The 22517-nt window shown below is 63.6% G+C and carries 23 protein-coding genes and 1 pseudogene; 14 read left to right on the forward strand and 10 right to left on the reverse strand.

The genetic code is table 11. From position 1 onward, the window contains the following. Positions 1-5: 5 nt before the first annotated feature. On the forward strand, positions 6-1469 hold the full coding sequence (gene betB, locus LQK83_RS06135; protein WP_230836487.1) for a betaine-aldehyde dehydrogenase: 1464 nt from the start codon (positions 6-8) through the stop codon (positions 1467-1469). Positions 1470-1705: 236 nt separating this feature from the next. Here the strand turns inward: betB and LQK83_RS06140 are convergent, their stop codons facing one another. Next, positions 1706-2056 carry a helix-turn-helix domain-containing protein gene (locus LQK83_RS06140; protein ID WP_230836488.1) on the reverse strand — a complete coding sequence of 117 codons (351 nt, stop codon included), beginning with the start codon at positions 2054-2056 and terminating at the stop codon, positions 1706-1708. A 6-nt stretch (positions 2057-2062) separates the two neighbouring features. After that, a complete protein-coding gene (locus LQK83_RS06145) occupies positions 2063-2308 on the reverse strand; it encodes a type II toxin-antitoxin system RelE family toxin (protein WP_230836489.1) in 246 nt (81 codons plus the stop codon). Between the two features lie 119 nt (positions 2309-2427). Here LQK83_RS06145 and betA point away from each other — a divergent pair, with 119 nt between their 5' ends. Genes betA through LQK83_RS06160 form a run of 3 tightly spaced genes read left to right on the forward strand, consistent with a single transcriptional unit; the run spans position 2428 to position 4719 of the window. Further along, positions 2428-4077 (forward strand): choline dehydrogenase, encoded by a 1650-nt coding sequence (betA, locus tag LQK83_RS06150; RefSeq protein ID WP_230836920.1) that lies wholly within the window; start codon positions 2428-2430, stop codon positions 4075-4077. 52 nt (positions 4078-4129) lie between these two features. Next, positions 4130-4384, forward strand: a complete 255-nt coding sequence (locus LQK83_RS06155) for a type II toxin-antitoxin system HicA family toxin (protein WP_230836490.1) — start codon at positions 4130-4132, stop codon at positions 4382-4384. 8 nt (positions 4385-4392) lie between these two features. Then, positions 4393-4719, forward strand: a complete 327-nt coding sequence (locus LQK83_RS06160) for a type II toxin-antitoxin system HicB family antitoxin (protein WP_230836921.1) — start codon at positions 4393-4395, stop codon at positions 4717-4719. Between the two features lie 4 nt (positions 4720-4723). Here LQK83_RS06160 and LQK83_RS06165 read toward each other — a convergent pair whose 3' ends face one another. Continuing rightward, the gene (locus tag LQK83_RS06165; protein ID WP_230836491.1) at positions 4724-5686 is read right to left on the reverse strand and encodes an AraC family transcriptional regulator; all 963 of its coding nucleotides are present in this window, start codon (positions 5684-5686) and stop codon (positions 4724-4726) included. Positions 5687-5804: 118 nt separating this feature from the next. Between LQK83_RS06165 and LQK83_RS06170 the strand changes: the two are divergent. After that, positions 5805-6659: pseudogene (locus LQK83_RS06170) on the forward strand (alpha/beta fold hydrolase). Between the two features lie 47 nt (positions 6660-6706). Here the strand turns inward: LQK83_RS06170 and LQK83_RS06175 are convergent. Then, the gene (locus tag LQK83_RS06175) at positions 6707-8002 is read right to left on the reverse strand and encodes a phosphatidylglycerol lysyltransferase domain-containing protein (protein ID WP_230836492.1); all 1296 of its coding nucleotides are present in this window, start codon (positions 8000-8002) and stop codon (positions 6707-6709) included. Positions 8003-8386: 384 nt separating this feature from the next. Here LQK83_RS06175 and LQK83_RS06180 point away from each other — a divergent pair, with 384 nt between their 5' ends. The 5 genes from LQK83_RS06180 to cysN all read left to right on the forward strand — a co-directional run bounded on the left by LQK83_RS06180 (position 8387) and on the right by cysN (position 14961). Next, positions 8387-9757, forward strand: coding sequence for a chloride channel protein (locus LQK83_RS06180; protein ID WP_230836493.1), 1371 nt, complete (start codon positions 8387-8389; stop codon positions 9755-9757). A 94-nt stretch (positions 9758-9851) separates the two neighbouring features. Then, the gene (locus LQK83_RS06185; protein ID WP_230836494.1) at positions 9852-11216 is read left to right on the forward strand and encodes an alpha/beta fold hydrolase; all 1365 of its coding nucleotides are present in this window, start codon (positions 9852-9854) and stop codon (positions 11214-11216) included. Between the two features lie 348 nt (positions 11217-11564). Continuing rightward, positions 11565-12329, forward strand: coding sequence for a phosphoadenylyl-sulfate reductase (locus LQK83_RS06190; RefSeq protein WP_230836495.1), 765 nt, complete (start codon positions 11565-11567; stop codon positions 12327-12329). Positions 12330-12533: 204 nt separating this feature from the next. Then, the gene (gene cysD / locus LQK83_RS06195) at positions 12534-13484 is read left to right on the forward strand and encodes a sulfate adenylyltransferase subunit CysD (protein ID WP_230836496.1); all 951 of its coding nucleotides are present in this window, start codon (positions 12534-12536) and stop codon (positions 13482-13484) included. Between the two features lies 1 nt (position 13485). Further along, on the forward strand, positions 13486-14961 hold the full coding sequence (gene cysN / locus LQK83_RS06200; RefSeq protein ID WP_230836497.1) for a sulfate adenylyltransferase subunit CysN: 1476 nt from the start codon (positions 13486-13488) through the stop codon (positions 14959-14961). A gap of 54 nt (positions 14962-15015) precedes the next feature. Here the strand turns inward: cysN and LQK83_RS06205 are convergent, their stop codons facing one another. Next, positions 15016-15306, reverse strand: coding sequence for an addiction module antidote protein (locus tag LQK83_RS06205; RefSeq protein ID WP_230836498.1), 291 nt, complete (start codon positions 15304-15306; stop codon positions 15016-15018). After that, positions 15299-15532 carry a type II toxin-antitoxin system RelE/ParE family toxin gene (locus LQK83_RS06210; protein WP_230836499.1) on the reverse strand — a complete coding sequence of 78 codons (234 nt, stop codon included), beginning with the start codon at positions 15530-15532 and terminating at the stop codon, positions 15299-15301. The genes LQK83_RS06205 and LQK83_RS06210 overlap by 8 nt, the downstream gene beginning before the upstream one ends. A 342-nt stretch (positions 15533-15874) precedes the next feature. Between LQK83_RS06210 and LQK83_RS06215 the strand changes: the two genes are divergently transcribed. Further along, positions 15875-16147, forward strand: a complete 273-nt coding sequence (locus LQK83_RS06215) for a hypothetical protein (RefSeq protein ID WP_230836500.1) — start codon at positions 15875-15877, stop codon at positions 16145-16147. 36 nt (positions 16148-16183) lie between these two features. Here LQK83_RS06215 and LQK83_RS06220 read toward each other — a convergent pair whose 3' ends face one another. The 3 genes from LQK83_RS06220 to cbiM form a co-directional block, all read right to left on the reverse strand. Further along, positions 16184-17005: an energy-coupling factor ABC transporter ATP-binding protein gene (locus LQK83_RS06220; RefSeq protein WP_230836501.1), complete on the reverse strand. Its 822-nt coding sequence runs from the start codon at positions 17003-17005 to the stop codon at positions 16184-16186. Further along, complete coding sequence (cbiQ, locus tag LQK83_RS06225; protein ID WP_230836502.1) at positions 17002-17865, reverse strand: cobalt ECF transporter T component CbiQ; 864 nt, start codon at positions 17863-17865, stop codon at positions 17002-17004. The genes LQK83_RS06220 and cbiQ overlap by 4 nt, the downstream gene beginning before the upstream one ends. 86 nt (positions 17866-17951) lie before the next feature. Then, entirely contained in the window at positions 17952-19025 is a 1074-nt protein-coding gene (cbiM, locus tag LQK83_RS06230) for a cobalt transporter CbiM (RefSeq protein ID WP_230836503.1), read from the reverse strand. Positions 19026-19193: 168 nt separating this feature from the next. Here cbiM and nikR point away from each other — a divergent pair, with 168 nt between their 5' ends. The 3 genes from nikR to LQK83_RS06245 all read left to right on the forward strand — a co-directional run bounded on the left by nikR (position 19194) and on the right by LQK83_RS06245 (position 22305). Further along, positions 19194-19595: a nickel-responsive transcriptional regulator NikR gene (gene nikR / locus LQK83_RS06235; protein ID WP_230836504.1), complete on the forward strand. Its 402-nt coding sequence runs from the start codon at positions 19194-19196 to the stop codon at positions 19593-19595. Positions 19596-19697: 102 nt separating this feature from the next. Further along, positions 19698-20315 (forward strand): glutathione S-transferase family protein, encoded by a 618-nt coding sequence (locus LQK83_RS06240; RefSeq protein WP_230836505.1) that lies wholly within the window; start codon positions 19698-19700, stop codon positions 20313-20315. 73 nt (positions 20316-20388) lie between these two features. Continuing rightward, positions 20389-22305 (forward strand): O-linked N-acetylglucosamine transferase, SPINDLY family protein, encoded by a 1917-nt coding sequence (locus tag LQK83_RS06245; RefSeq protein WP_230836506.1) that lies wholly within the window; start codon positions 20389-20391, stop codon positions 22303-22305. Here LQK83_RS06245 and LQK83_RS06250 read toward each other — a convergent pair. Beyond that, positions 22257-22469, reverse strand: coding sequence for a hypothetical protein (locus LQK83_RS06250; RefSeq protein WP_230836507.1), 213 nt, complete (start codon positions 22467-22469; stop codon positions 22257-22259). The genes LQK83_RS06245 and LQK83_RS06250 overlap by 49 nt on opposite strands. Between the last annotated feature and the right edge of the window lie 48 nt (positions 22470-22517).

Consider the following 22517-nt stretch of genomic DNA (forward strand, 5'->3'; position numbering starts at 1 on the left):
GAGCCATGCGCGCCCAACCGAAAGCCAGCCATTTCATCGACGGCGAATATGTCGAAGACACCGCCGGTAACGTCATCGAATGCGTCTATCCGGCCACCGGTGAGGTGGTCGCGCGGCTGCATTCGGCCACGCCTGCCATCGTCGAAAAGGCGATTGCCTCGGCCAAGGCGGCCCAGAAGGATTGGGCGAAGATGAGCCCGACGGCGCGCGGCCGCATCCTCTATCGCGCCTCGCAGATCATCCGCGAGCGCAACCGCGAGCTCTCGGAACTCGAAACGCTCGACACCGGCAAGCCGATCCAGGAAACCATCGTCGCCGATAGCACGTCCGGCGCGGACGCCATGGAATTCTTCGGCGGCGTTGCGCCTGCCGCGCTGAATGGCGAGCAGATCCCGCTGGGTGGTGACTGGGCCTATACCAAGCGCATTCCGCTCGGCATCGTTCTCGGCATCGGCGCGTGGAACTATCCGCAGCAGATCGCCTGCTGGAAGGCCGCCCCCGCGCTCGTCGCCGGCAATGCCTTCATCTTCAAGCCGTCTGAAGTGACGCCCTTGGGCGCGCTGAAGATCGCCGAAATCCTCATCGAGGCGGGCCTGCCCAAGGGTCTCTTCAATGTCGTGCAGGGCGATCGCGACGCCGGCCCGCTGCTGGTCAATCATCCCGAGATCGCCAAGGTCTCGCTCACCGGCTCCGTGCCGACGGGCCGCAAGGTGGCAGGTGCTGCCGCGGGCCAGCTCAAGCATGTGACGATGGAACTCGGCGGCAAGTCGCCGATGATCGTCTTCGACGATGCCGATGTCGAAAGCGCCATTTCCGGCGCCATGCTGGGTAACTTCTACTCCGCCGGTCAGGTCTGCTCCAACGGCACCCGCGTCTTTGTGCAGACGGGCATCAAAGACCGGTTCCTGTCGCGTCTGAAGACCCGCACCGAAGCGATCCGCATGGGCGAGCCGCTGGACGAGGCGACGCAGATGGGCCCGCTCGTCAACCGTTCGCAGCGCGAGAAGGTGCTGGGCTATATCGAGAAGGGCAAGGCCGAAGGCGCGCGTCTTCTGACCGGCGGCGGCATCCCCAATGATGTCTCCTCCGAAGGCTGCTTCGTCCAGCCGACAGTCTTTGCCGACGTGACTGACGGCATGACGATCGCCCGCGAGGAAATCTTCGGCCCCGTCATGTGCGTGCTCGATTTCGACCATGAGGACGAGGTCGTTGCCCGCGCCAACGCCACCGAATTCGGCCTCGCCGGCGGCGTCTTCACCGCCGACATGGCCCGCGCCCACCGCGTGGTGGATGCGCTGGAGGCCGGCACGGTCTGGATCAACACCTACAACCTCTGCCCCGTCGAAATCCCCTTCGGCGGCGTCAAGCAGTCCGGCTTCGGCCGCGAGAATTCGCTCGCCGCGCTGAACCACTATACCGAGCTGAAGACGGTCTATGTCGCCATGGGCAAGTGCGAGGCGCCGTATTGATGGTCGCAGGACGATCCCTCTCACTGGCCGTCATCCCGGACTTGATCCGGGATCCAGCCGCGCGACGTCCGTCGCGCGAAAGGACTCGTTCGTCGTCGGATCATTCAGCCCGCCGACGCGGGCTGGCTGGATGCCGGATCAAGTCCGGCATGACGGAGGAGTTTGCTGTGGCCGCCACACGTCGTCTCCCCCCTTTTGGGGGAGATGGCCGGCAGGCCAGAGGGGGTCTTTCTGCCTCACACCACCAGATCGTCCAGATCGACCTTCAGCGCCACAGCAATCCGCTTCAGCACATCGACAGAACCCGTCTTCTTACCGTTCTCGATATCCGACAGATGCGGCTGCGAAATTCCGGCGGCGGTCGCCAACTCCGTCATGGTCATGCCGCGATATTTGCGAAAGGTTCGGATTCGGCTGTCTGTCTCCCAAAGCTCGTAAACGAGTTCGGACGGCCAGGTTTCCTCTCCCGCCTGGACTCGTGCCAGAACGGCCTGAGCTTTCATCCCGTCGATCAGGTCTTCGTAATCTTCTTCACTCAAGAGAACGTAGTTCTTTCCCTCGATCGTCAGCTTCTGCACATCGCCCATGATCGTTCACTCCTGATAAATGTCGCCACGCGCACCGGCGTTCAGCACCATCACCACAACCCCTTTGTCATCGATGATCACACGGTCTTGTCCGACGCGGATACGATACAACGGTGTGCCGACCAGCTTCTTGATGTCTACCTTCTCTCCGCGTGCATAGGCATCCACCTTGGCGCGGATTGCAGCTCTGCGCTTCGGTTGCATCCGTCCAATGCTTTTCTCGGCGAGTTTCGTATAGACGATGCGCTTCATGTGGAAAATATAGCAAAGAGCTATATTTCTTGCAACCGCTCGACACCGGGCGCCGGACGCCGCCTCTCCGAATTCTCGATACCTCACGCCACCCCATCCAGAGGTCTCTCCCAATGACCATGCAAGCTGATTACGTCATCGTAGGTTCGGGTTCCGCCGGTTCCGCACTCGCCGCCCGCCTCTCGGAAGATGGCCGCTACACCGTTCTGGTCCTCGAATATGGCGGCTCCGACGTCGGCCCGTTCATCCAGATGCCGGCCGCTCTCGCCTGGCCGATGAGCATGAAGCGCTATAATTGGGGTTATCTCTCCGAGCCCGAGCCGAACCTCAACAACCGCCGCATCACTGCGCCGCGCGGCAAGGTCATCGGCGGGTCGTCGTCGATCAACGGCATGGTCTATGTGCGCGGCTCCGCTGAGGATTTCGACACATGGGATGAGCTCGGCGCAACCGGCTGGGCCTATGCCGACGTGCTGCCCTATTTCAAGCGGCAGGAGAATTCCAAGGGCGGGCAGGCGGGCTGGCGCGGCACGGATGGGCCGCTGCATGTCCAGCGTGGGCCGGCCAAGAACCCATTGGTGCGCGCCTTTGTCGAGGCAGGCCGGGAGGCGGGGTTCGAGACGACGGAGGACTATAACGGCGAGAAGCAGGAAGGCTTCGGCCTGATGGAGCAGACGATCCATGAGGGCAAGCGCTGGTCGGCGGCGTCTGCCTATCTGAAGCCGGCGCTCAAGCGTCCGAATGTCGATCTCCTGCGCTGCTTCGCCCGCCGCGTCGTCTTTGAAGGCAAGCGCGCGATCGGCGTCGAGGTGGATCGCGGCGGCAAGATCGACGTCGTGCGCGCAAACCGCGAGGTCATCGTCTCCGCCTCGTCCTTCAATTCGCCGAAGCTCCTCATGCTCTCCGGCATCGGCCCGGCAGCGCACCTGAAGGACATGGGCATCAAGGTCGTCGCCGACCGTCCCGGCGTCGGCGCGAACCTGATGGACCATATGGAATTCTATTTCCAGCAGGTCGCGACCAAGCCGGTCTCGCTCTATTCCTGGCTGCCCTGGTTCTGGCAGGGGGTCGCCGGCGCGCAGTGGCTCTTCGCCCGCTCGGGGCTGGGCACATCCAACCAGTTCGAGTCCTGCGCCTTCGTGCGCTCCGCGCCGGGCGTGAAGCAGCCGGATATCCAGTTCCATTTCCTGCCCGTCGCCATTTCCTATGACGGCAAGGCGGCCGCCAAGAGCCACGGCTTCCAGGTCCATGTCGGCTACAACCATTCCAAGTCGCGTGGCGCAGTCACCTTGCGCTCGCCCGATCCGATGGCCGACCCGGTCATCAAGTTCAACTACATGAGCCACGAGGAAGACTGGGTGAAGTTCCGCCATTGCGTACGCCTCACCCGCGAAATCTTCTCCCAGAAGGCCTTCGATCCCGTCCGCGGCCCGGAAATCCAGCCGGGCGAGGGCGTACAGACTGATGATCAGATCGACGCCTTCCTGCGCGAACACCTTGAAAGCGCCTACCACCCCTGCGGCACCTGCAAGATGGGCTCGGAAAGCGACCCCATGGCCGTCGTCGACCCGGACACCAAGGTCATCGGCGTCGAAGGCCTGCGCGTCGCGGACTCCTCCATCTTCCCGCGCCTCACCTATGGCAACCTCAACGGCCCCTCGATCATGACCGGCGAAAAGGCCGCCGACCATATCCTGGGCAAGCCGCGTCTGGCGCGGTCGAACCAGCAGCCCTGGATCAATCCGCGGTGGAAGGTGAGTGATCGATAGGATGCTAGCGTAAAGCGCTTGCATTTCCCTGTTCTGGTGCCAATATGCATGCATGAACAGCAAGCATCGAAAGACCTTGATCGCTGTCTTCAAGGATCCGGTGTCAGGCACGATAGCCTGGGCGGATATCGAGGCTTTGCTGGTAGCTGCTGGCGCTGAAGTCATCGAAGGCTCAGGCTCGCGCGTCAGATTTTGCAAAGGGGATGCCGTCGAGACGTTTCATCGGCCGCATCCCGAAAAGGAAGCCAAGCGCTATCAGGTTAAGGCTGCGCGCGACTTCCTGAGACGACTAGGAGTAACGCCGTGAACAACGTCATGACCTACAAGGGCTATAGCGCGCGGGTGGATTACGATGCCGAAGACGAGATCTTCTTCGGGCGGATCGCTGGTATCACCGACGGCGTCGGCTTTCACGGAGCGAGCGTCGGGGAGCTGAAATCCGCCTTCCACGCGGCCGTGGACGATTATCTGGAAACTTGCCGCAAGATCGGCAAGGCACCGGAAAAACCCTATTCCGGCAAGATGATGTTCCGCGTCGATCCCGAAACCCATCGCCGAGCCGCCATCGCCGCCGAACTCTCCGGCAAGAGCCTCAACCAATGGGCCGAGGATGTGCTGGCGAAGGCTGCAGGATCAAACTGACGACCTAAAGCGGAGTACACCGCCGCATCTCTGATGGCAGCGTTCCGAATGCCTCGCGGAACTGCCCCGCCAGTCGCCCCAGATGCCAGATACCGTGGCGGGCCGCGATGTCGCCGATACTGTCGTCGCTCGATTTCAACGCGCGCCGTACTGCGTCCAGACGGACGGCGGCGATATAGGCGTGCGGGCTCATGCCGGCGGCTTCCTGAAAGGCATATTCCAGCGTGCGGCGGCTGACATCCATCCGCCGCTGCAAGTAAGACACGGAGACGGTGTCCAGCGTTTCCTGGATCATGTCGCGCGCCTGCCTGAAGAGTGCCGCGCGGCGATCGAGCGAGGGGAGACGGTCGGCGAGGCCGGCGCCTGCAAGCCCGGTCATCGCTGCCATGATGGCCGCCACCTCCGCAGTGAAACTGTCACCGTCGAAGACCTCGATACTCACGCCTGCCGCCAGAAGCGCGCATTGCAGAAGCGCGCTCACCGTCTGAACGAGGCGGCCCGTCGCGGCTGCATTGTCTATCAGCCGTGTTTCGCCACGCGCGGTCGGGCGCAGCGCGCTCGCTTCGCCCGACTGCCGCATGGACTCCTCGCCGAGCGTCACGACGCAGACATGCGTGCCCGGTTTGCTCTGGAAATCAATCTCCGCGCCGGAACCGAGCAGCATGGCCGTTCCAGGCGAGAATGCCCGCGCGCCGAAACGCGCCGAGGGCTGGTCGCCGCAGAGAAAGACGAGGCTCGTCTGGCCTTCCGGCACGCTGCTGAACTGCTCAATGGCCTGATTGACTGTCTCGACATAGATGCCCGCGCCTTGCCCGCCCTCAACGGTCGTGAAGCTCCCGTCGAATGCGCCTCGGCTCAGCTGGCGATAGATCTGGTCGTAGCCGCTGAGCTGCGCGGCCTGCCGGTCGATATCGGCGAAGCGGGCGCGATGGATCGTCAGGCCGGAGCGTTCGAATTCCGCTGTCATTACCGCCTCTTGCGTAAAACGGATAACGGGCATGGGGTGGTGTGAGTATGATCGGGCCAAAGTCGGTATTCAAGCCGGCTTGGCAAAATCGAAGCAACCACAGGAAAAGGGGAATGACATGAGAAAATGGATTGTCGCGGCAGGCTATGCTCTGGCCCTTGTCATTGGCACTGCCGCCGCTGCTGCCGACCGCTGGACAGAACTGCCGGAGCCGCCGGCCATGCCTGCCGCCGTCAAGTCGGGCACGGCGCCGGTCAACGGCATCCAGATGTACTACGCCGTCTAAGGTACCTCGCCCGGCACCCCGATCCTGTTGATCCATGGCGGCCTCGGCTATGCCGATATCTGGGCCAATCAGGTGGCCGATCTTTCGAAGGATCACACAGTCATCGTCGCCGACAGCCGCGGCCATGGCCGCTCGACCCGCAATACGGAGCCCTATGGCTATGATCTCATGTCGTCGGATTATCTGGCGCTGCTGGATTATCTCAAGGTCCAGAAAGTCGATCTCGTCGGCTGGAGCGATGGCGGCATCATCGGCCTCGACATCGCGATCCACCATCCTGAACGGCTGGACAGGCTCTTCGCCCAGGCCGCCAACACCAAGGTGGAGGGCGTGAAGTCCGACGTGATGGAGAACAAGACGTTCGCGGCCTATATCGACCGAAGCGGCGAGGTCTACAAGAAGATTTCCCCGACGCCGAACGAGTATGACGCCTTCGTCAAGCAGATCAGCGACATGTGGGCCAGCCAGCCGAACTGGCCGGATAGCGACCTGCAGTCGATCAAGGTGCCGACCGCGATCGTGCTCGGCGATCATGACGAGGCGGTCGATCGTACGCACACGGAATATATTGCGAAGACGGTGCCCGGCGCGAAGCTCATCATCCTCAGGGATGTCAGCCACTTCGCCATGCTGCAGGATCCGGCAGGCTATACCAAAGCGGTGCGCGATTTCTTCGGAGCGAAATAAAGGGAGATCCCCAGCGGCGGGCCATGGGCCTGCCGCATCCTGGTCCGTCACGACCGCCGGAAAACCCCGCGCAGGCCGCCGCCGATCAGCAGCGTCACATCCAGCATGGCAGAGACCGGCAGACCGATGCCGCCGACGGTGAGATAGCGGGGCTGCCATTCCGGGTCGAACTTCGACTTGAAGGTCTTGACGCCCTTGAAATTGTAAAAGCGCTCGCCCTTTTCGAAGACCTGGTGGCCGATGCGGTTCCACAGCGGCGCGCGGACATTGTCGGACAGGCCCGAAAGCGGCGCCATGCCGAGATTGAGCCTCGTAAAGCCCGCTTGCTTGAGCGCTTCCATCAGCCGCACGAACAGCAGGTCCATCGTGCCGCGATGGGCGTCGGGCAGCGAGCGCATCAGGTCGATGAAGGCATGGCCTTCCTGCGTTGTCAGGACATTGGCGAAGGCGACGATGCGGCCTTCGAGGCGGATGATCGCCACCGGCGTCGAGCGCACGTAATCCTCGCGGAACGTCCCGAGCGAAAAGCCCTTCTCACTGGCATTCTGCGTCGAAAGCCAGAGATCGGAGACATGCCCGAGCTCGCGCATCACCGGCGGAACCGCCTCGGGCGGCAGCATTTCGAAGGAAAGACCGTCACGCTCGGCCCGGTTGATCGAGCGGCGCAGCTTCACCCAGTCGCCACCGGCCAGCGAGAATGCGGTGAGGTCGATCACGGCCTCTTCGCCGATCTTGTAAGGCTTCATGCCGGTTTCCAGCGCCACCGGCAGAAAGTCTGAAGAGACCTGATAAAAGACGGGACGAAGAAGCCGGTGTTCGGCCTCCGCGCGGAACTTGAGAACCAGAGCGGGCCAGAGATGGCGCGGACCGACCGGGTCGAACAGCGCAACCATCGACCGTCCCCGGCAGCCATACATGATGAAGGCCTGGCCGCAATCGGAAAACAGAAGTTCCTTGTCGCCCAGACGGACGAGGCCGGCGGCGGCGTTGTCGTGCCGGGCGGCAATACCGGTCGCGCGGCGCAGATCATCCTTGCCGGGCAGCGGCGCGCGCTGGCGATAGAAGCGCAGGGCGCGGCGGCCGGCAAGAACGCTCACGGCCATCGCGAGCGCCACCCCGCCACCGACAGGTTCGTGAAAGACATGTTTCAACGCCTGCCTCAAAAGCGGCCCGACGACCGCGCCATCAAAGGCGGCACTTGCGCCGGCAAAGAGCGCCAGCGCGGAAACGGCGGCAGGCGCGGCCCAGCGCGACGACTTGCGCCGCCGCCGCATCCCAGCCGATACCGCTTCGGCGGCGTGACCGATGTCGCTTGCCGTGTTGAAAGCCGATGTTTCGAGCATAAATGATCCTGATGTCCACCCGGGACGCCGAAGGCGGCGTTTAGCACAAGTCGTTTGATATAAACATGACAGCTGAACGGAGTTTTAAAGTCTATCCCAAGAAAATTTTCGCGTGTATCGCCGCGTTGTTTCGCTCCAGAGGCTTCAGCCGGTCCAAAAATGCTACGGAAAACTTATTAAATGCCGTCGATCTGCCGTCCGGCGATGCTCTTTGCTGATATGCCGTGAGACGCAACGATGCTCGAATCAGCAGGACGTCGACGCAATGACCCCCCGCCACACCAGTTTTCTGCCTGCGTCCCCCGTGAAATATCTTGAAATCGTCAAACCAGAAGCGTTTAAGCGGCTCATCGTCCCGTCCCCGCTGAAAGCAAGAGTGCCGCAATGACCAATCTCCGCAAGCTGAAGCTCCTTCGCCGCATCCGGGTTATGCGGGGGAGGCGCAACATGTGGCAGTCGCGCGTGGTCTTCTGGGGCGGCGCGCTGGCGATCGGCCTCGTCAGCGTCGCCTTCGCCAAGGCGTCCGACTGGGCAAGCGATCTTTTTCACCATGTCACCCATGCCGGGGCCTATAACTTTCTCATCCCGCTGGCGCTGACACCGGCGGGCTTCGCGTTCTCGGCCTGGCTCGCCTTCCGTTATTTTCCGAATTCGCAGGGCTCGGGCATTCCGCAGGCCATTGCCGCGCGCCATTTTCGCGACTGGCAAAGCCGCGATTTCCTTCTGTCGCTGAAGCTCGCGGCCGCCAAGATCGTGCTGACGATTTTCGGCATCTTCTGCGGCGCCTCCATCGGCCGCGAGGGCCCGACCGTTCAGGTGGGGGCCTCGATCATGCTGCAGGTCGCCCGTATGGGTGGCGCGGTGCAGGCGAGGGGGCTCATTCTTGCCGGATCGGCGGCCGGCATCGCCGCCGCCTTCAACACGCCGCTTGCCGGCATCGTCTTCGCCATTGAGGAGATGAGCCGCAATTTCGAAATTCGCGTCAACGGCGCGGTGGTCACGGCCGTCATCCTCTCCGGCCTGGCGGCACTTGGCCTGCTGGGCGATTACAATACATATTTCGGCTCCACCCATGATGTGATGAACGGGCTGAGGGACTGGTGGCTGGTGTTGCTCTGCGGCATCGGCGGCGGCGCGTTCGGCGCGCTGTTCTCGACCAGCGTGTTGTGGCTCACCATCCGGCTGAAGCGCTGGCGGCAGGCAGCCCCGCTGCCGCGCCTCATCATCATTGCTGCCGGCTTCGGCTTCCTGGTCGCACTGATCGGCATCGTTTCGGGCGGGCTCACCTTCGGCACGGGCTACAATCAGGCCCGCGCTGCCCTGCAGGGAACGCCGCTGCCGCCGCTCTATTTCCTGGAAAAGCTGGCCGCCACCTTCCTGTGCACCATGTCGGGCATTCCCGGTGGCCTTTTTGCGCCGTCGCTGGCCGTCGGCGCCGGGATCGGCTCCACCATCGGCCTGATCCTCGGCACCAATGCCGGCATTGCCGCTCTTCTCGGCATGGCCGGCTATTTCGCCGGCGTCGTCCAGGCCCCGATGACCGCCTTCGTCATCATTCTCGAAATGACCGACAGCCATCAGAACGTGCTGGCGCTGATGGCCACCGCGATGCTCGGTTACATCACCTCGCGCCTGATCAACCGCGAACCTCTCTATCACGGTCTCTCGCGCGCCTTCGTGGCCGATGCGATCCGACGTCAGCGCAACCAGGAGCGTGGCGAGGGCCCGGTGATGGAAAAGGGCGCGCATGCTTGAAATGATGTGACGGCATCTTCGACATGATCATGTCACGATCGCGTGGGACGACGTCACATCCTGCCGTTTCGACCGCCACTCCGGAAGAGAATCCATGTCCACGCTGCCGCGCCTTCTACTCGCTTCCATCGTCTCGCTTGCCGCTTTGCCCGCCATGATGACAACAGCCTGTGCCGATGACGCCGCTGCCGCCCATCCCGTTGCCGCCGCGAAATTCCCGCCCGTCGTCTTCGTCCACGGCAATGGCGACACGGCGGCGCTCTGGATGACGCAATTCTGGCGCTTCGAGAGCAACGGCTATCCGGAAGATCATCTCTTCGCCGTTGACATCCCGCACCCCAGCGCGCGCGCCGACGACAATGTCGAGGAGGCCAATCGCTCCTCGACGAAAGAGGCGGCAGAGGCGGTGGCGGCCGAGGTCGACGAGGCATTGAAGGCCACGGGCGCTGAAAAGGTCGTGCTGGTCGCCAATTCGCGCGGCTGTCAGACCGCGCGCAATTACGTGAAGAATTTCGGCGGCGCCGCCAAGGTCGAACGCATGGTGCTGGGCGGCTGCGTGCATCACGGCGTCTTCGTCGTTCCCGGCGCGTTGCAGGGCTCCGAATTCAATGGGGCTGCGCCTTTCCTCAAGGGTCTCGCCCAGGCCCCGGAAGTGCCGGCGGGCATTCCGGTCACCGTCATCCGCTCCGACAAGTTCGACCTCTATTCGCAGCCGGAAGGCAAATATGTGGGCATGGCCGGCAAGTCGACCGGCATAACCTACGAGTCGCAGGAGCTGAAGGGCGCCGACAATCGCGTCATTCCCGGTGCCGACCACCGCGAAACCGCCTATTCCAAGCTCGCCTTCGAGATCATCTATCAGGCCATCACCGGCGAGAAGGCCGGCACGCATGCCATCGTCGCAGAGGAAAATCCGGTCATCTCCGGCAAGATCACCGGCTATGAAAACGGCGCGGCGACCAATCTGCCGGTTCCGGGCGCAAAGCTCGCCATCTATGCGACCGATCCCAAGACGGGTGAGCGCTTCGGTCCGCCGGTCTATGAAAAGACCGTCGGCGCGGACGGCGTCTGGGGCGATTTCCATGCCCGCCCCACCCAGACCTACGAATTCGACATCAAGGCGGATGGCTATCCGGAAACCCGAATCTTCCGGGGCCTCCTGCCGCGCTCCTTCCGCTATATGGACCTGCGCCTGCAGCCCGCCCCCGCGCAGGGCAATTTCATCTTCGTGAAGCGTCCACGCGGCTATTTCGGCCCCGACGATCAGGCCACCGCCAATGGTCTGGTTCTTCCCGGCATCGACCCGAACGACCCTGTCCCGCATGTGGCAAGCGCCAATGTGCCGGTCGCCGGCGACAAGCCGGAAAGCATCACCGCCGTCTTTAACGGCGAGACCATCGTCGGCCGCTATGATCCGGCGCTGAAGGACACGGCAACCTATATCGAGTTTACGGATTGAGGACAGGGCAGGGCGACCGCTCTTCCTCCCCCTTGTGGGGAGGGTTGGGGAGGGGCCTTTATGTCTGCTTGCTCAGTGGCAAAGTCCCCCTCTGGCTGCCGCCATCTCCCCCACAAGGGGGGAGACGGATGGAAGCACCGGCTCGCAAAATCTTCGCCAATGCAAAGCAAAATATCTAGTAATATAGTGGATATTCAGCGACTTACTTTGGGGATGTTTTTCGTCAAACCGGGTTTCCGGAGAGATATTTCTTCTGTTCCGTCGCCGCTTTAAATCCCTGTTCCTGTCATTTGATCGCACCGGCTGCGATATTGGCCCCGACATCGCAACACCCCTCGGGAAATCGCAATGACCCTGAACATCTCGGGCCTCACGCCCGGCATCGAAGCCGCATCCTCGCTCGACGCGGAACTTGGCAAGCTCGACCTCGCAGGCCGGCTGAAGCTCGTGGCATCGCTGGGTGGCCGCGCCGTCTTCACAACCTCGCTCGGCATCGAGGATCAAGTGATCACCGCCGCCATCGGCACGCACTGTCCCGAGATCGAAGTGGCGACGCTGGAAACCGGCATGCTCTTCAAGGAAACCGTCGATCTCATCGGCGAGACCGAAGCGCGCTACGGCATCGAGATCGAGCGTTTCTACCCGGATGACGCCGATGTGGACGCCTATATCGCGCAATATGGCAAGTTTGGTTTCTACGAGAGCGTCGAAGCCCGCCACGCCTGCTGCGGCGTGCGCAAGCTGAAGCCGCTGGCGCGTGCGCTCTCGGGCGCAATGTTCTGGATCACCGGCCTGCGCCGCGGTCAGTCCGGCAATCGCGCCACGACGCCCTTCGCCGAGTTCGACGCCGAGCGCGGCCTCATCAAGATCAACCCGCTGGCCGACTGGGATATCGACCAGATCCGCGCCCATGTGAAGGCAGACGCGATCCCCTATAACCCGATGCACGACCGGGGCTATCCCTCCATCGGCTGCGAACCCTGCACCCGCGCCATCCGCCCCGGCGAACCGGAGCGCGCAGGCCGCTGGTGGTGGGAAAACGACGAGAAGCGCGAATGCGGCCTGCATGTCCCGGAAGCGTCCGCGCTTCCTGCCGAGACGGCTGGAGCTTGAGGTAAAGACCCCTCCCCAACCCTCCCCACAAGGGGGAGGGAGGGAGTTCGCCGCGCCGCCGCCTTCCCAGCGCTTACGGGGGAGGGAAGACAGCGCCCCATCCATCTCCCCCCTTATGGGGGAGATGGCGGTAGCCAGAGGGGGTTTTCCTCTTCGCGCAACGAATTGAACGACCACGGGCAACCGCCCACAAGGAAAGACAAAATGCACATTTCCGAATTCGATGCCCACACCCAGGACAAGCAGGCGAAGCCGCCGCTCGATCCGCATCTGAAGGCGCTGGAAAACGAGGCGATCCACATCTTCCGCGAGGTGGCCGCCGAGTTCGAGCGCCCGGTCATGCTCTATTCGATCGGCAAGGACTCATCCGTTCTGCTGCATCTGGCGCGCAAGGCCTTCTATCCCGGCCGCATCCCGTTCCCGCTGCTGCATGTCGACACCGGCTGGAAATTCCCCGAGATGATCGCCTTCCGCGACGAGATGGCCAAGCGCTTCGATCTCGATCTGGTCGTGCACACCAACCCGCGTGGCGCGAAGGAAAACATCTCGCCCTTCACGCATGGTTCGGCGCTCCACACCGACATCATGAAGACGGAAGCGCTGCGTCAGGCGCTCGACGCCGGCCAGTATGACGCGGCCTTCGGCGGCGCGCGCCGCGACGAGGAGGCGAGCCGCGCCAAGGAGCGCATCTATTCCTTCCGCACGCCCGACCACAAATGGGACCCGCGCAACCAGCGCCCGGAACTCTGGAACGTCTATAACGGCATGATCCGCCGCGGCGAAAGCGTGCGCGCCTTCCCGCTGTCCAACTGGACCGAAGTCGACATCTGGCGCTACATCCAGGCCGAAAACATCCCGCTGCCGCCGCTCTACTACGCCGCCAAGCGCAAGTTCGTCGAACGCGACGGCATGCTCATGTGGGCCGAGGACAAGCGCTTCGAGGCGCTGCCGGGCGAGCAGGTGCAGGAAGACTACATCCGCTTCCGCACGCTCGGCTGCTGGCCGCTGACCGGCGCGATCCGGAGCCACGCCACCACGCTCGACGACGTGATCGCCGAACTCGAAATCGCCACCGTCTCCGAACGCCAGGGCCGCGCCATCGACCGCGACCAGGCCGGTTCGATGGAGAAGAAGAAGCGCGAAGGATATTTCTGATATGACTGCTACAGCAACCGCCGCCGTAATCGCCCCCGCCGCAGAAGCAGCCCCCGCGCTCCGTGACACGCGTCCGCTCCGCCTCATCACCTGCGGCTCCGTCGATGACGGCAAGTCCACCCTGATCGGCCGACTGCTTTGGGACACCAAGGCCGTCAAGGAAGACCAGGCCGCCGCGCTGAACCGTGACTCTGGCAAGCAGAACGACCTCGGCCTGCCAGACTTCGCGCTGCTGCTCGACGGCCTCCAGGCCGAGCGCGAGCAGGGGATCACCATCGACGTGGCCTATCGCTACTTTGCCACAGACAAGCGCTCCTTCATCGTCGCCGACACGCCCGGCCACGAACAGTATACCCGCAACATGGCAACCGGCGCCTCGACCGCCGATCTCGCTGTCCTGCTGGTCGATGCCCGCGCCGGCATTCTCGAGCAGACCCGCCGCCATGCCACCATCGCGACGCTGATGGGCATCAAGCAGTTCGTGCTGGCGATCAACAAGATCGACCTCATCAACTATGACAAGGCGCGCTTCGACGAACTGGCGCTGGAGTTCAAGGAAATCGCCCTGTCGCTCGGCGTCAAGCAGGTCACCGCGATCCCGGTTTCGGCGCTCAAGGGCGAAAACGTCGTCTATGACGGCAAGGCCTCCATGCCCTGGTATGAAGGCCCGACGCTGGTCGAGGTGCTGGAACTGGCAACGGTCCGTTCCGCCCAGACCGTCGGCTTCCGTCTGCCCGTGCAGCGCGTCTCGCGTCCGGGTGAAAGCTTCCGCGGCTATCAGGGCACGGTCGCCGGTGGCGCCGTCAAGCCGGGCGACAGCGTCGTCATCCTGCCCTCCGGCATGGTCGCCAACGTCAAGCAGATCGTCACCTTCGACCTCGTCCGCAACGCGGCCGTGGCCGGCGATGCCATCACGCTCGTGCTCGACCGTCAGGTCGACGTCGCGCGCGGCGACATGATCGCCACCATCGACGCCCAGCCGCAGGTCGGTCTGGCCTTCGACGCCCAGCTGGTTGCCCTCCAGCCCGGCGGCATCGAGCCCGGCAAGCGCTACTGGCTGAAATCCGGCTCGCGCCGCCAGCGCGTCACCGTCCAGCCTTCCAGCCTGCTCGACCTCAAGTCCGGCAAGTGGAACCGCCACGACGGCGCGCTGCCGATGAACGCCATCGGCAAGGTGCATCTCTCGTTTGACGAAGCCGCGATCTTCGACGCCTATGAGCTGAACCGCACGACTGGCGCCTTCATCCTCATCGATCCGGACACCAATAACACGGTGGCCGGCGGCATGATCGCGGGCAAGCGCGGCGACGTCGGCGGCCTCAATAACGAGGCCGAGCGCGTCATCCTCTCGCTCCCCGCCGACCTCGCCGACAAGATCCTGGCAAGCGGCATTCTCTCCGAACGCCGCGACGAAGTCGACATCCGCCGCACCAATCCCGGCCGCGCCGCGGAACTGCTCGGCGAACTGGATAGCTGAAGAGTTTACTCCCAAGAGTAAGCGAGGAGGGGCGTCGAAAGGCGCCCCTTTTTCTTATGCGGCCTTGGGCTTGCTTGTCATTTCAAAGCCGATCGCCTCCAGTACGGCAAGCGTGGTTGCCAGCGTCGGATTGCCGTTTTCGCTCAACGACTTGTAAAGCTGTTCGCGGGCAAGGCCTGTCTCGCGCGCAATCCTCGTCATGCCCTTGGCGCGCGCCGCGACGCCCAGCGCATTGGCGATGTGTCCCGCATCGCCCGTCTCGAAGGCTTCCGTGAGAAACACGGCCACGGCTTCATCGCTCTTCAAAAGGTCGGCCGGGTCGAAATCGAGAAATTTCTCACTCAAGATCGTCATTCCACTGTTTTGCGATGGACTTGGCTGTCGCGATGCCTTTCGTCTGCGAGCTCTTGTCACCACCGCATCGGAGCAGGATGATGACCGCTCCTTTCTGGCAATAATAGACCCGATACCCGGGACCGTAATGGATGCGCAACTCGCTGATGCCATCGCCAACCGGCGCGACATCGCCGGGATTGCCTTCCGCCAGCCGCAGCAGCCGTGCAGCGATCATCGCCTTCGCGCGCTCATCCTTGAGCCTGCTGGAAGGTTTAGCGCCAAAGATTAAAATTCGGACAGGTTTCCCGCACTGATTGCGGCGGAGGCCTCGTGGCTGTTAGCTTGAGAAGTGCCGCCGATCTTTCGCTTTCCGGCGTGAGAAAGGCCTCGTACGCCACCGCCCCAGGGAGCTCCCATGCGCAAATCCTCCATCATTCAGGCCGCGCTCGTTTTCGTTTCGATATCGCTCCCGCCTGTGACAGGGATGGCCGCTGGCGAGCAGCAGTCGACGGGCTGGGTTGATTCGCGTGACTTGCCTGGTCGGTCCCGTGAGATGAACGCCAAGCGGATGATACCGGTGAAAATCGAATGCAAGGACGACTCCAGCGGCAGTTCCATCCGCAACAGCATCCTCGTCAATATTACCTTTGCACCCAATTCCGAACATCGACCCTGGAAATGGGTCTGGGGCACCGATATAGGCCACTTCGCCCATTATCTCGCGCCCAAGGGCTGGAAACTCGTCAACAAGTCCGGTTTCACCCGGGCCAAGACGGGACTTTTCGTCCCCTGCGGTATCTTCGTCGGACCGCCCTACACCTCGGCATTATACGGTCCGCCGACGCATTGACGTCCCGCGCGACTGTATCGACGCAGGCTATGCCCGTCACCCATGCACATGCCCGTCCCGGTCCAGCGCGTGGACATGATGATGCGCGTGCGGGCTGCCATTGGCGTGGTGGTGGACATGGGCATGCGTCAGGCGGGCGCGGCGGAGCAGGTCGGTGTCGTGGAGGATGTCATGCACGGCCCCGTCGCCCACCACATGACCGCCGGCCATGACGACGGCGCGGGTGGAGATGGCGGTCAGGATGTCGAGGTCATGCGTCGCGGTGATCACCGTCTGGCCTTCACCCAGATGGCCGGAGAGAAAATGCACCAGCTTGTCGCGGCTTTGCGGATCGAGGGCTGCGGTGGGCTCGTCCAGCAGCAGGACATCCGGCTCCGTCACCAGAACGCTCGCCAGCGCCACGCGCTTCTTCTCGCCACCCGAGAGGCGATGCGGCGGGCGGTCCTTCAGATGCGTGAGTTCGAAGCGCTCCAGCTGTTCCTCGATGGCGGAGCGGATGCGCGGCTTGTCCCAGCCGAGCTGCAGCGGCCCGAAGGCGATCTCGTCGAACACCGTCGGGTTGAAGAGCTGGATATCCGGGTTCTGGAACACGAGCCCGACGCGGCGGCGGAAGGCGTAATGTGCTTCTTCGTCCTCGAAACGCGCCTCCGTCAGCGGCGCGCCGAAGGCTTTCGCGATGCCGCTTGCCGCAAAGGTCAGGCCCGAGAGAAGCCTGAGAAGCGTCGATTTGCCGGAGCCGTTCGGGCCGATCAGGGCAATGCGCTCGCCGGAATTCACCGACAGGCTCAAGCCCGCCAGCGCCGGCTGGTCGCGATAGGTATAGTCGACGTCATTGAGCGCGAAGACGGGTTCGGTCATCGTTGCATCCAGAAAATCGTTGCCGGCACCAGCGCGGCCAGGAAAAGCGCCACCCCGTCGCGGGCGCGGAAGCGGAAATCGTCGATCAGCCGCACCTCGCCGCGATAGCCGCGCGCGATCATGGCCATATGCACGTCGCCGGCCATGGCGAGTGTCTTGCCGAGCAGCACGCCGGCGCTTGAGGCGATCAACCGGCGCTGGTCGGCGGGGGAGAGAGGGCCGAGTTGCCGCGCGCGCCGCGCCTCCATCATCTGTGCCGCCGTCGTCATCAGCACGAATATATAGCGATGCGTCATGCCGAGCACGGCCACCACAGCGACCGGCACACCCAGTGACCGCATCGCCTTCATCACATGCGGCCAGCTGGTGGTGAGCACGAGCAGGGCGGCAAAACTCGCCGCGGTCTCGGCCCGGCCGATAAGGAAGCCGGCGCTGCGCAGGCCCTGTTCCGTGATCGTCCAGTGCAGCACGGGCAGGGCGGCGACCACCTTGCCGGGCACCAGAAAGGGCGAGGGCAGCGCGATGACGCCGGTAAAGGCCAGCACGCCCAACCAGACCTGTTTCATGAGCCGGGTGAGGGGAATGTGTGAAGCAAGCGCCAGAACAACAGCCAGCGCGAAGAGAAGACCGAGCCCGATCAGCGAATGCAGCATGGTTGCGGCGATGATTAGCAGCAGCGTACCGGCCAGCTTGGCGCGCGGATCGAGGCTCTGCAGCAGTCCGTCCCGCCCGGCCAGATCCTCGGCTTCCATGGCATGGGTGAGCGCATGGAGGAGGTGAGAGGGGGCGCGGAAGAGGCGGCGGTTTGTTTTTCGGTGGGGCTTTTGCAGCGGGGCACCCCCCTCTGGCCTGCCGGCCATCTCCCCCTCAAGGGGGAGATGGCCGGCAGGCCAGAGGGGGGTATTTCGGGCGTTGGCGTCTGCTGCCGTCCCCTTCTCCCCCTCCATCACGCCGCGCCCGGCGTCTCGCGCCGCACCCGGCCCGCCAGCGCCGACAGCGCGAGGAAGGTGAGGATGATCAGGCCGCCGCCGATCAGCGCGGAGAGGATATAGCCGAAGGCATGGCTGTGCATGAAGGCGGGCGCATAATCGGGAATAGGCGCGGTCCAGAAGCTGGAGAGCTTTTCGAGCCCGGCCGGGACGCCCTCCGGCGGTGCGATGTTGTGTGAGGCAGCGGCGATTTCCGCGCGCGTCTGCGGGTTCTGGAAGGCTTCCACGCCCCATTCGCCCCAGGCTGTGCCGGCGGCGATGAGCCCGAGCGGGCTCGCGATCATCAGCGCGGCAAGCCCTGCCCACAGCCGGCGCGTGGCCTTCCAGCTGACAGCAACGCCTGCAGCCGCGCCCGGCGCGGTCGCCTTCAGGAGGTCGGCATCATAGCGCTGGAGATAGGCGACGAGGCCGCCGGTGATCAGAAGCTCGGCAAGCCCGGCAAAGGTCAGATGCCCGAGCATCATCGCCGGCACGGCGATGGAAAGCGGATAGGGCGCATAAAGCGGCGCGCCGGAGGCATCGTGGAAGAAGAGCGGCTGGATGCCGAATTCGATGGCCGCCATCAGCGCCGAGACATTGATGGCCGCATAGCCAGCAATCGCGCCGGCAACGACGCGCCGTCCGGAGGTGAGCGGCGAGGTGCCGGCAATCAGCCGGTAAAGCCCATAGGCCACCAGCGAGCCGACGATCGCCATGTTCAGCGCATTGGCCCCGAAGGCGGTGATCCCGCCATCGCCGAAGAAAACGGCCTGCACGAGAAGCGCAATCGAAATCGCCAGCATCGCCGCCCAGGGCCCGAGCACGATCGCGGCAATCCCCATGCCGACGGCATGGCCGGTCGTGCCGCCCGGCAGCGGCAGGTTGAACATCATGACGGTGAAGCAAAAGGCCGAAACGACGGAAATCAGCGGCACCGCCTTGGTGTTCAGCATGCGGCCGACCTTGCGCGAGGCGATATACCAGAAGGGTGCGGCCGCCGCAAAGGTCACGGCGCAGGTGCTGGGTGAAAGATATCCGTCCGGAATATGCATGGGTCAGTCTCCGTTTCGCAGCCCGGTTTGGGTCCTGCATGTTGTGATGTGGGAAAAGTATGATCTTTTATAAAAATTGTCATCACCAATTTCGACATTTCACAGGTCGAATGCGCCGGAACGCTATGCTATTTGAGGCCTGCAAAGGCGGCATGAGGAGAAGAGACGATGCAGCGCGTGACCGTGACCCTGGACGACGACCTGATGGCGGAACTTGACCGCGTCATGGCGGAGCGTGGCTATCAGAACCGCTCGGAAGCCATCCGCGATCTTGCCCGCGCCGGTCTGAAGCAGGCGCGCGTCGATGCCGGCGACATAACCCATTGCGTCGGCGTCCTCTCCTACACCTATGACCACAAGGCCCGCGATCTTGCCCGCCGGTTGACCAACACCTTCCACGACCATCACGACATCTCGATCGCCAGCATGCATGTCCATCTCGATCACGACCACTGTCTGGAAGTCAGCATCCTCAAGGGCTCAGCCGACGAGGTCCGCCATTTCGCCGAGCATGTGACGGCCGAGCGCAATGTCACGCATGGCGAACTCGCCATCATTCCGTCGTCCTGACAGTTCCGTCACGTCATTTGATCGTTTGATCAGCGGAACTTGCTTGTTTGCAAGATGTTTTTGAGCATGATCGCCGCATCATCTGAAATATCGGAGACATGCATGCTGACCCTTTTTCACGCTCCCGGAACCTGTTCGCTTGCCTCGCTGATCACGCTGAACGAAGCCGAAATCGCGCATGAAATCCATCTCGTGAACACGATGGTGGGCGGCACGCGGACGCCGGAATTTCTTGCGGTCAATCCGAAGGGGAGGGTCCCGGCGCTCAAGACCCACCAAGGCATCCTCACCGAAACGCCCGCCATTCTGCTCTATCTCGCTCAGGTCGCGCCGCAGGTCGGTCTTGCGCCGCTTGCCGATCCTTTTGCTCTGGCGGAGTTGCAGGCCTTCAACGCCTATCTCGCCTCGACGGTCCATGTCGCCCATGCCCACCGTCCGCGCGGCAGCCGCTGGGCGGATGAGGAAAGCTCGCTCGAAGACATGAAGCGACGCGTTCCCGGCAATATGACCGAGTGCTTCAACCTGATCGAGACGACGATGTTCAAGGGCCCGTGGGTCATGGGCGACACCTACACGATCGCCGATCCCTATCTCTATACGATCGGCACATGGCTGGCCGGCGACGGCGTCGATATCGCCAACTTCCCCCGCGTGCATGATCACTTCAAGCGCATGAACGAGCGCGCGGCCGTCAAGAAGGCGCTGGCCGTCACGACCTGAGCGGCCTGCATCGCGCCCGTTTCGGGCAAGGGGCAGCGGCTAGAACCGTCGCGGTTCACAACGGGCGGCGGACATGCAGCAATATCTGGTCGAGGCGGTCACGGCCTATCAGGCGGGCGATTTCGAGCGTGCGCTGGAAAGCCTGTCGCAAATGCCCGATGGCGCGATGCCGCTGCAGGCGCTGGCGCTGAAGGGCAATATCCATGCGCGGCGCGGCGATGTCCGCGCTGCCGGTGAAACCTTCCTCATGGCGGCGCGCATGCCCGGAGCCGACAGGCCGCTCCTGATGCGCCTTGCCGGGCGCATGCTGGAGCAGGCGGGTGAGACGCAGCGTCTGGCCGAAACCGGTGTTGAAATCCTCCACAATGTCTTCGACGATCCGGCGCTGGCCAGCGTCATCCTTAGCGCACTCCAGGCATATGGAGCGGCGGCGCAGGCGGCGGAGTTCGTGGATCGTCTCGATCCCGCCGATCCTGCTCAGGTCATGCTTGGCCTCAACCTGCTGCGCGCGGCCGGCCGCCTTCAAAATATTCCGCCGCTTCTCGACGCCGCGCTGAAACATTTCCCCGACGACGGCATGCTGAATGCCGAACGCTTCAACATCGCGCTCGATCTGTGCGATTTCGACACGCAGGCCGCCTGCCTGCGCCGCATCATGGACGAGGCGGATGCGGGCGGGCAGAACATGTTCGCCGCCCAGTCGCTGCATCGCCGTCTCATGTGGTCGGACGACGAGGCGGCCAATTGCCGCCCGGGCCTCGACCAGTTTCTGCTCTCGCGCCAGATGAACGGGGCCGCGCCGCCGCGCCGCCGCTTCGGCGCGACGGGTGAGAAGATCCGCATCGCCTATCTCTCCAGCGACTTCTACGGCCACGCCACCATGATCCTCATTCGCGAGGTGCTGATGGCGCATGATCGCGACCGCTTCGAGATCGGCCTTTTCTGCTACACGAGTGCGGATCGGGCCGCCGATCAGCAAGGCTGGCCGGAGAGGCTCCGCGATGCCATCGTGCCGCTTGCCGATCTCGATGACGCCGCCGCCGCGCAGGCGGTTGCCGACTGGCGCGCCGATATTCTGGTCGATCTGAAGGGCTTTACCGGCGGACACCGGCTCGGCATCGTCGCGCGCTCGGATGCGCCGGTGAAGGCGACATGGATCGGCTATCCCGGCTCCGTGCCCGGCGTCGGCCTCGATTATGCGATCTCGGACCGGATCGTGACGCCGCAGAGTTCGAGACCCTTCTATGAGGAGAAGCTCTGCTGTCTGCCGGAGAGCTATCAGGCCAATGACAGCGTGTCGCGCCCGCGGCCCGGCTCAGGACCGGAACGCAACCGCCGCGTCGATCACGGCCTGCCGGAAACCGCCTTCGTCTTCGCCTCCTTCAACAATGTCATGAAGATCAGCCGCGAAATGGTGGCGCTGTGGGCGCAGATCCTTGCCCGCACGCCAGGCAGCATCTTCTGGTGCCTGGCGCCCGTCGCCGCGCGCGCCAATCTTCTGGCCGCCTTTGTCCGCGAGGGCATCGCCGCCGACAGGCTCGTCTTTGCCGAAGCCATGTCCTACGAACGGCATCTGGATCGCGTTCCGCTCGCCGATCTGGCGCTCGACACCTTCCCCTGCAACGGCCACACGACGACCTCCGACGTGCTCTGGGCCGGGGTGCCGCTCGTCGCACTATCCGGTCACAGCTTCGCCTCGCGCGTGGCCGAAAGCCTGCTCCACGCCATTGGCCTGCCGGACCTCGCCGTCCACGACCGCGCCAGCTATGCCGATCTCGCCGTGGCGCTCCACGATGACCGCGAAAGACTGGCGGAGCTCAAGACAAAGCTCGCCGAAAATGCCCGCATCATGCCGCTCTTCGACAGCGAACGCTTCACCCGCCACCTCGAGCGCGCCTATGAGGCCATGGCCGAACGGGCGAGAGCGGGCCTCGCCCCCGATCACATCGAGATCGACCCGCTGCCGGCGCGGCAGACACCCTTCATCTGAGAACAATCAAGGGAGAGTGCGCTGCTGGCACGTGGCATCGGCAGGTCGCCGCGCTGCCGCTCGTCCATGACCGCGATGGCGGGATGGGACAGAATATCGTCATGCCAGACCTTGGTCTCGCCATCCCTGGACGAACGGAAAATATTCCAGAAAAACTGAAACATGGCGTTTCTCCTCGAAAGCCGTTAGGCTGAGCTGTCGCCCGTTATAAT

Source organism: Rhizobium sp. C1, assembly GCF_021026335.1.
GTDB lineage: Bacteria > Pseudomonadota > Alphaproteobacteria > Rhizobiales > Rhizobiaceae > Ensifer_A.

What these genes read in the sequence shown, in the direction of transcription:
- LQK83_RS06145 (WP_230836489.1), bottom strand. Translation starts at nt 2,308, where the DNA reads ATGAAGCGCATCGTCTATACGAAACTCGCCGAGAAAAGCATTGGACGG.
- LQK83_RS06185 (WP_230836494.1), top strand. Translation starts at nt 9,852, where the DNA reads ATGTCCACGCTGCCGCGCCTTCTACTCGCTTCCATCGTCTCGCTTGCC.
- cbiM (WP_230836503.1), bottom strand. Translation starts at nt 19,025, where the DNA reads ATGCATATTCCGGACGGATATCTTTCACCCAGCACCTGCGCCGTGACC.
- LQK83_RS06175 (WP_230836492.1), bottom strand. Translation starts at nt 8,002, where the DNA reads ATGCTCGAAACATCGGCTTTCAACACGGCAAGCGACATCGGTCACGCC.
- cysD (WP_230836496.1), top strand. Translation starts at nt 12,534, where the DNA reads ATGCACATTTCCGAATTCGATGCCCACACCCAGGACAAGCAGGCGAAG.
- nikR (WP_230836504.1), top strand. Translation starts at nt 19,194, where the DNA reads ATGCAGCGCGTGACCGTGACCCTGGACGACGACCTGATGGCGGAACTT.
- betB (WP_230836487.1), top strand. Translation starts at nt 6, where the DNA reads ATGCGCGCCCAACCGAAAGCCAGCCATTTCATCGACGGCGAATATGTC.
- LQK83_RS06165 (WP_230836491.1), bottom strand. Translation starts at nt 5,686, where the DNA reads ATGACAGCGGAATTCGAACGCTCCGGCCTGACGATCCATCGCGCCCGC.
- cysN (WP_230836497.1), top strand. Translation starts at nt 13,486, where the DNA reads ATGACTGCTACAGCAACCGCCGCCGTAATCGCCCCCGCCGCAGAAGCA.
- betA (WP_230836920.1), top strand. Translation starts at nt 2,428, where the DNA reads ATGCAAGCTGATTACGTCATCGTAGGTTCGGGTTCCGCCGGTTCCGCA.
- LQK83_RS06155 (WP_230836490.1), top strand. Translation starts at nt 4,130, where the DNA reads ATGAACAGCAAGCATCGAAAGACCTTGATCGCTGTCTTCAAGGATCCG.
- cbiQ (WP_230836502.1), bottom strand. Translation starts at nt 17,865, where the DNA reads ATGGCCGGCAGGCCAGAGGGGGGTGCCCCGCTGCAAAAGCCCCACCGA.
- LQK83_RS06220 (WP_230836501.1), bottom strand. Translation starts at nt 17,005, where the DNA reads ATGACCGAACCCGTCTTCGCGCTCAATGACGTCGACTATACCTATCGC.
- LQK83_RS06140 (WP_230836488.1), bottom strand. Translation starts at nt 2,056, where the DNA reads ATGGGCGATGTGCAGAAGCTGACGATCGAGGGAAAGAACTACGTTCTC.
- LQK83_RS06160 (WP_230836921.1), top strand. Translation starts at nt 4,393, where the DNA reads ATGACCTACAAGGGCTATAGCGCGCGGGTGGATTACGATGCCGAAGAC.
- LQK83_RS06210 (WP_230836499.1), bottom strand. Translation starts at nt 15,532, where the DNA reads ATGATCGCTGCACGGCTGCTGCGGCTGGCGGAAGGCAATCCCGGCGAT.
- LQK83_RS06240 (WP_230836505.1), top strand. Translation starts at nt 19,698, where the DNA reads ATGCTGACCCTTTTTCACGCTCCCGGAACCTGTTCGCTTGCCTCGCTG.
- LQK83_RS06180 (WP_230836493.1), top strand. Translation starts at nt 8,387, where the DNA reads ATGACCAATCTCCGCAAGCTGAAGCTCCTTCGCCGCATCCGGGTTATG.
- LQK83_RS06190 (WP_230836495.1), top strand. Translation starts at nt 11,565, where the DNA reads ATGACCCTGAACATCTCGGGCCTCACGCCCGGCATCGAAGCCGCATCC.
- LQK83_RS06250 (WP_230836507.1), bottom strand. Translation starts at nt 22,469, where the DNA reads ATGTTTCAGTTTTTCTGGAATATTTTCCGTTCGTCCAGGGATGGCGAG.
- LQK83_RS06245 (WP_230836506.1), top strand. Translation starts at nt 20,389, where the DNA reads ATGCAGCAATATCTGGTCGAGGCGGTCACGGCCTATCAGGCGGGCGAT.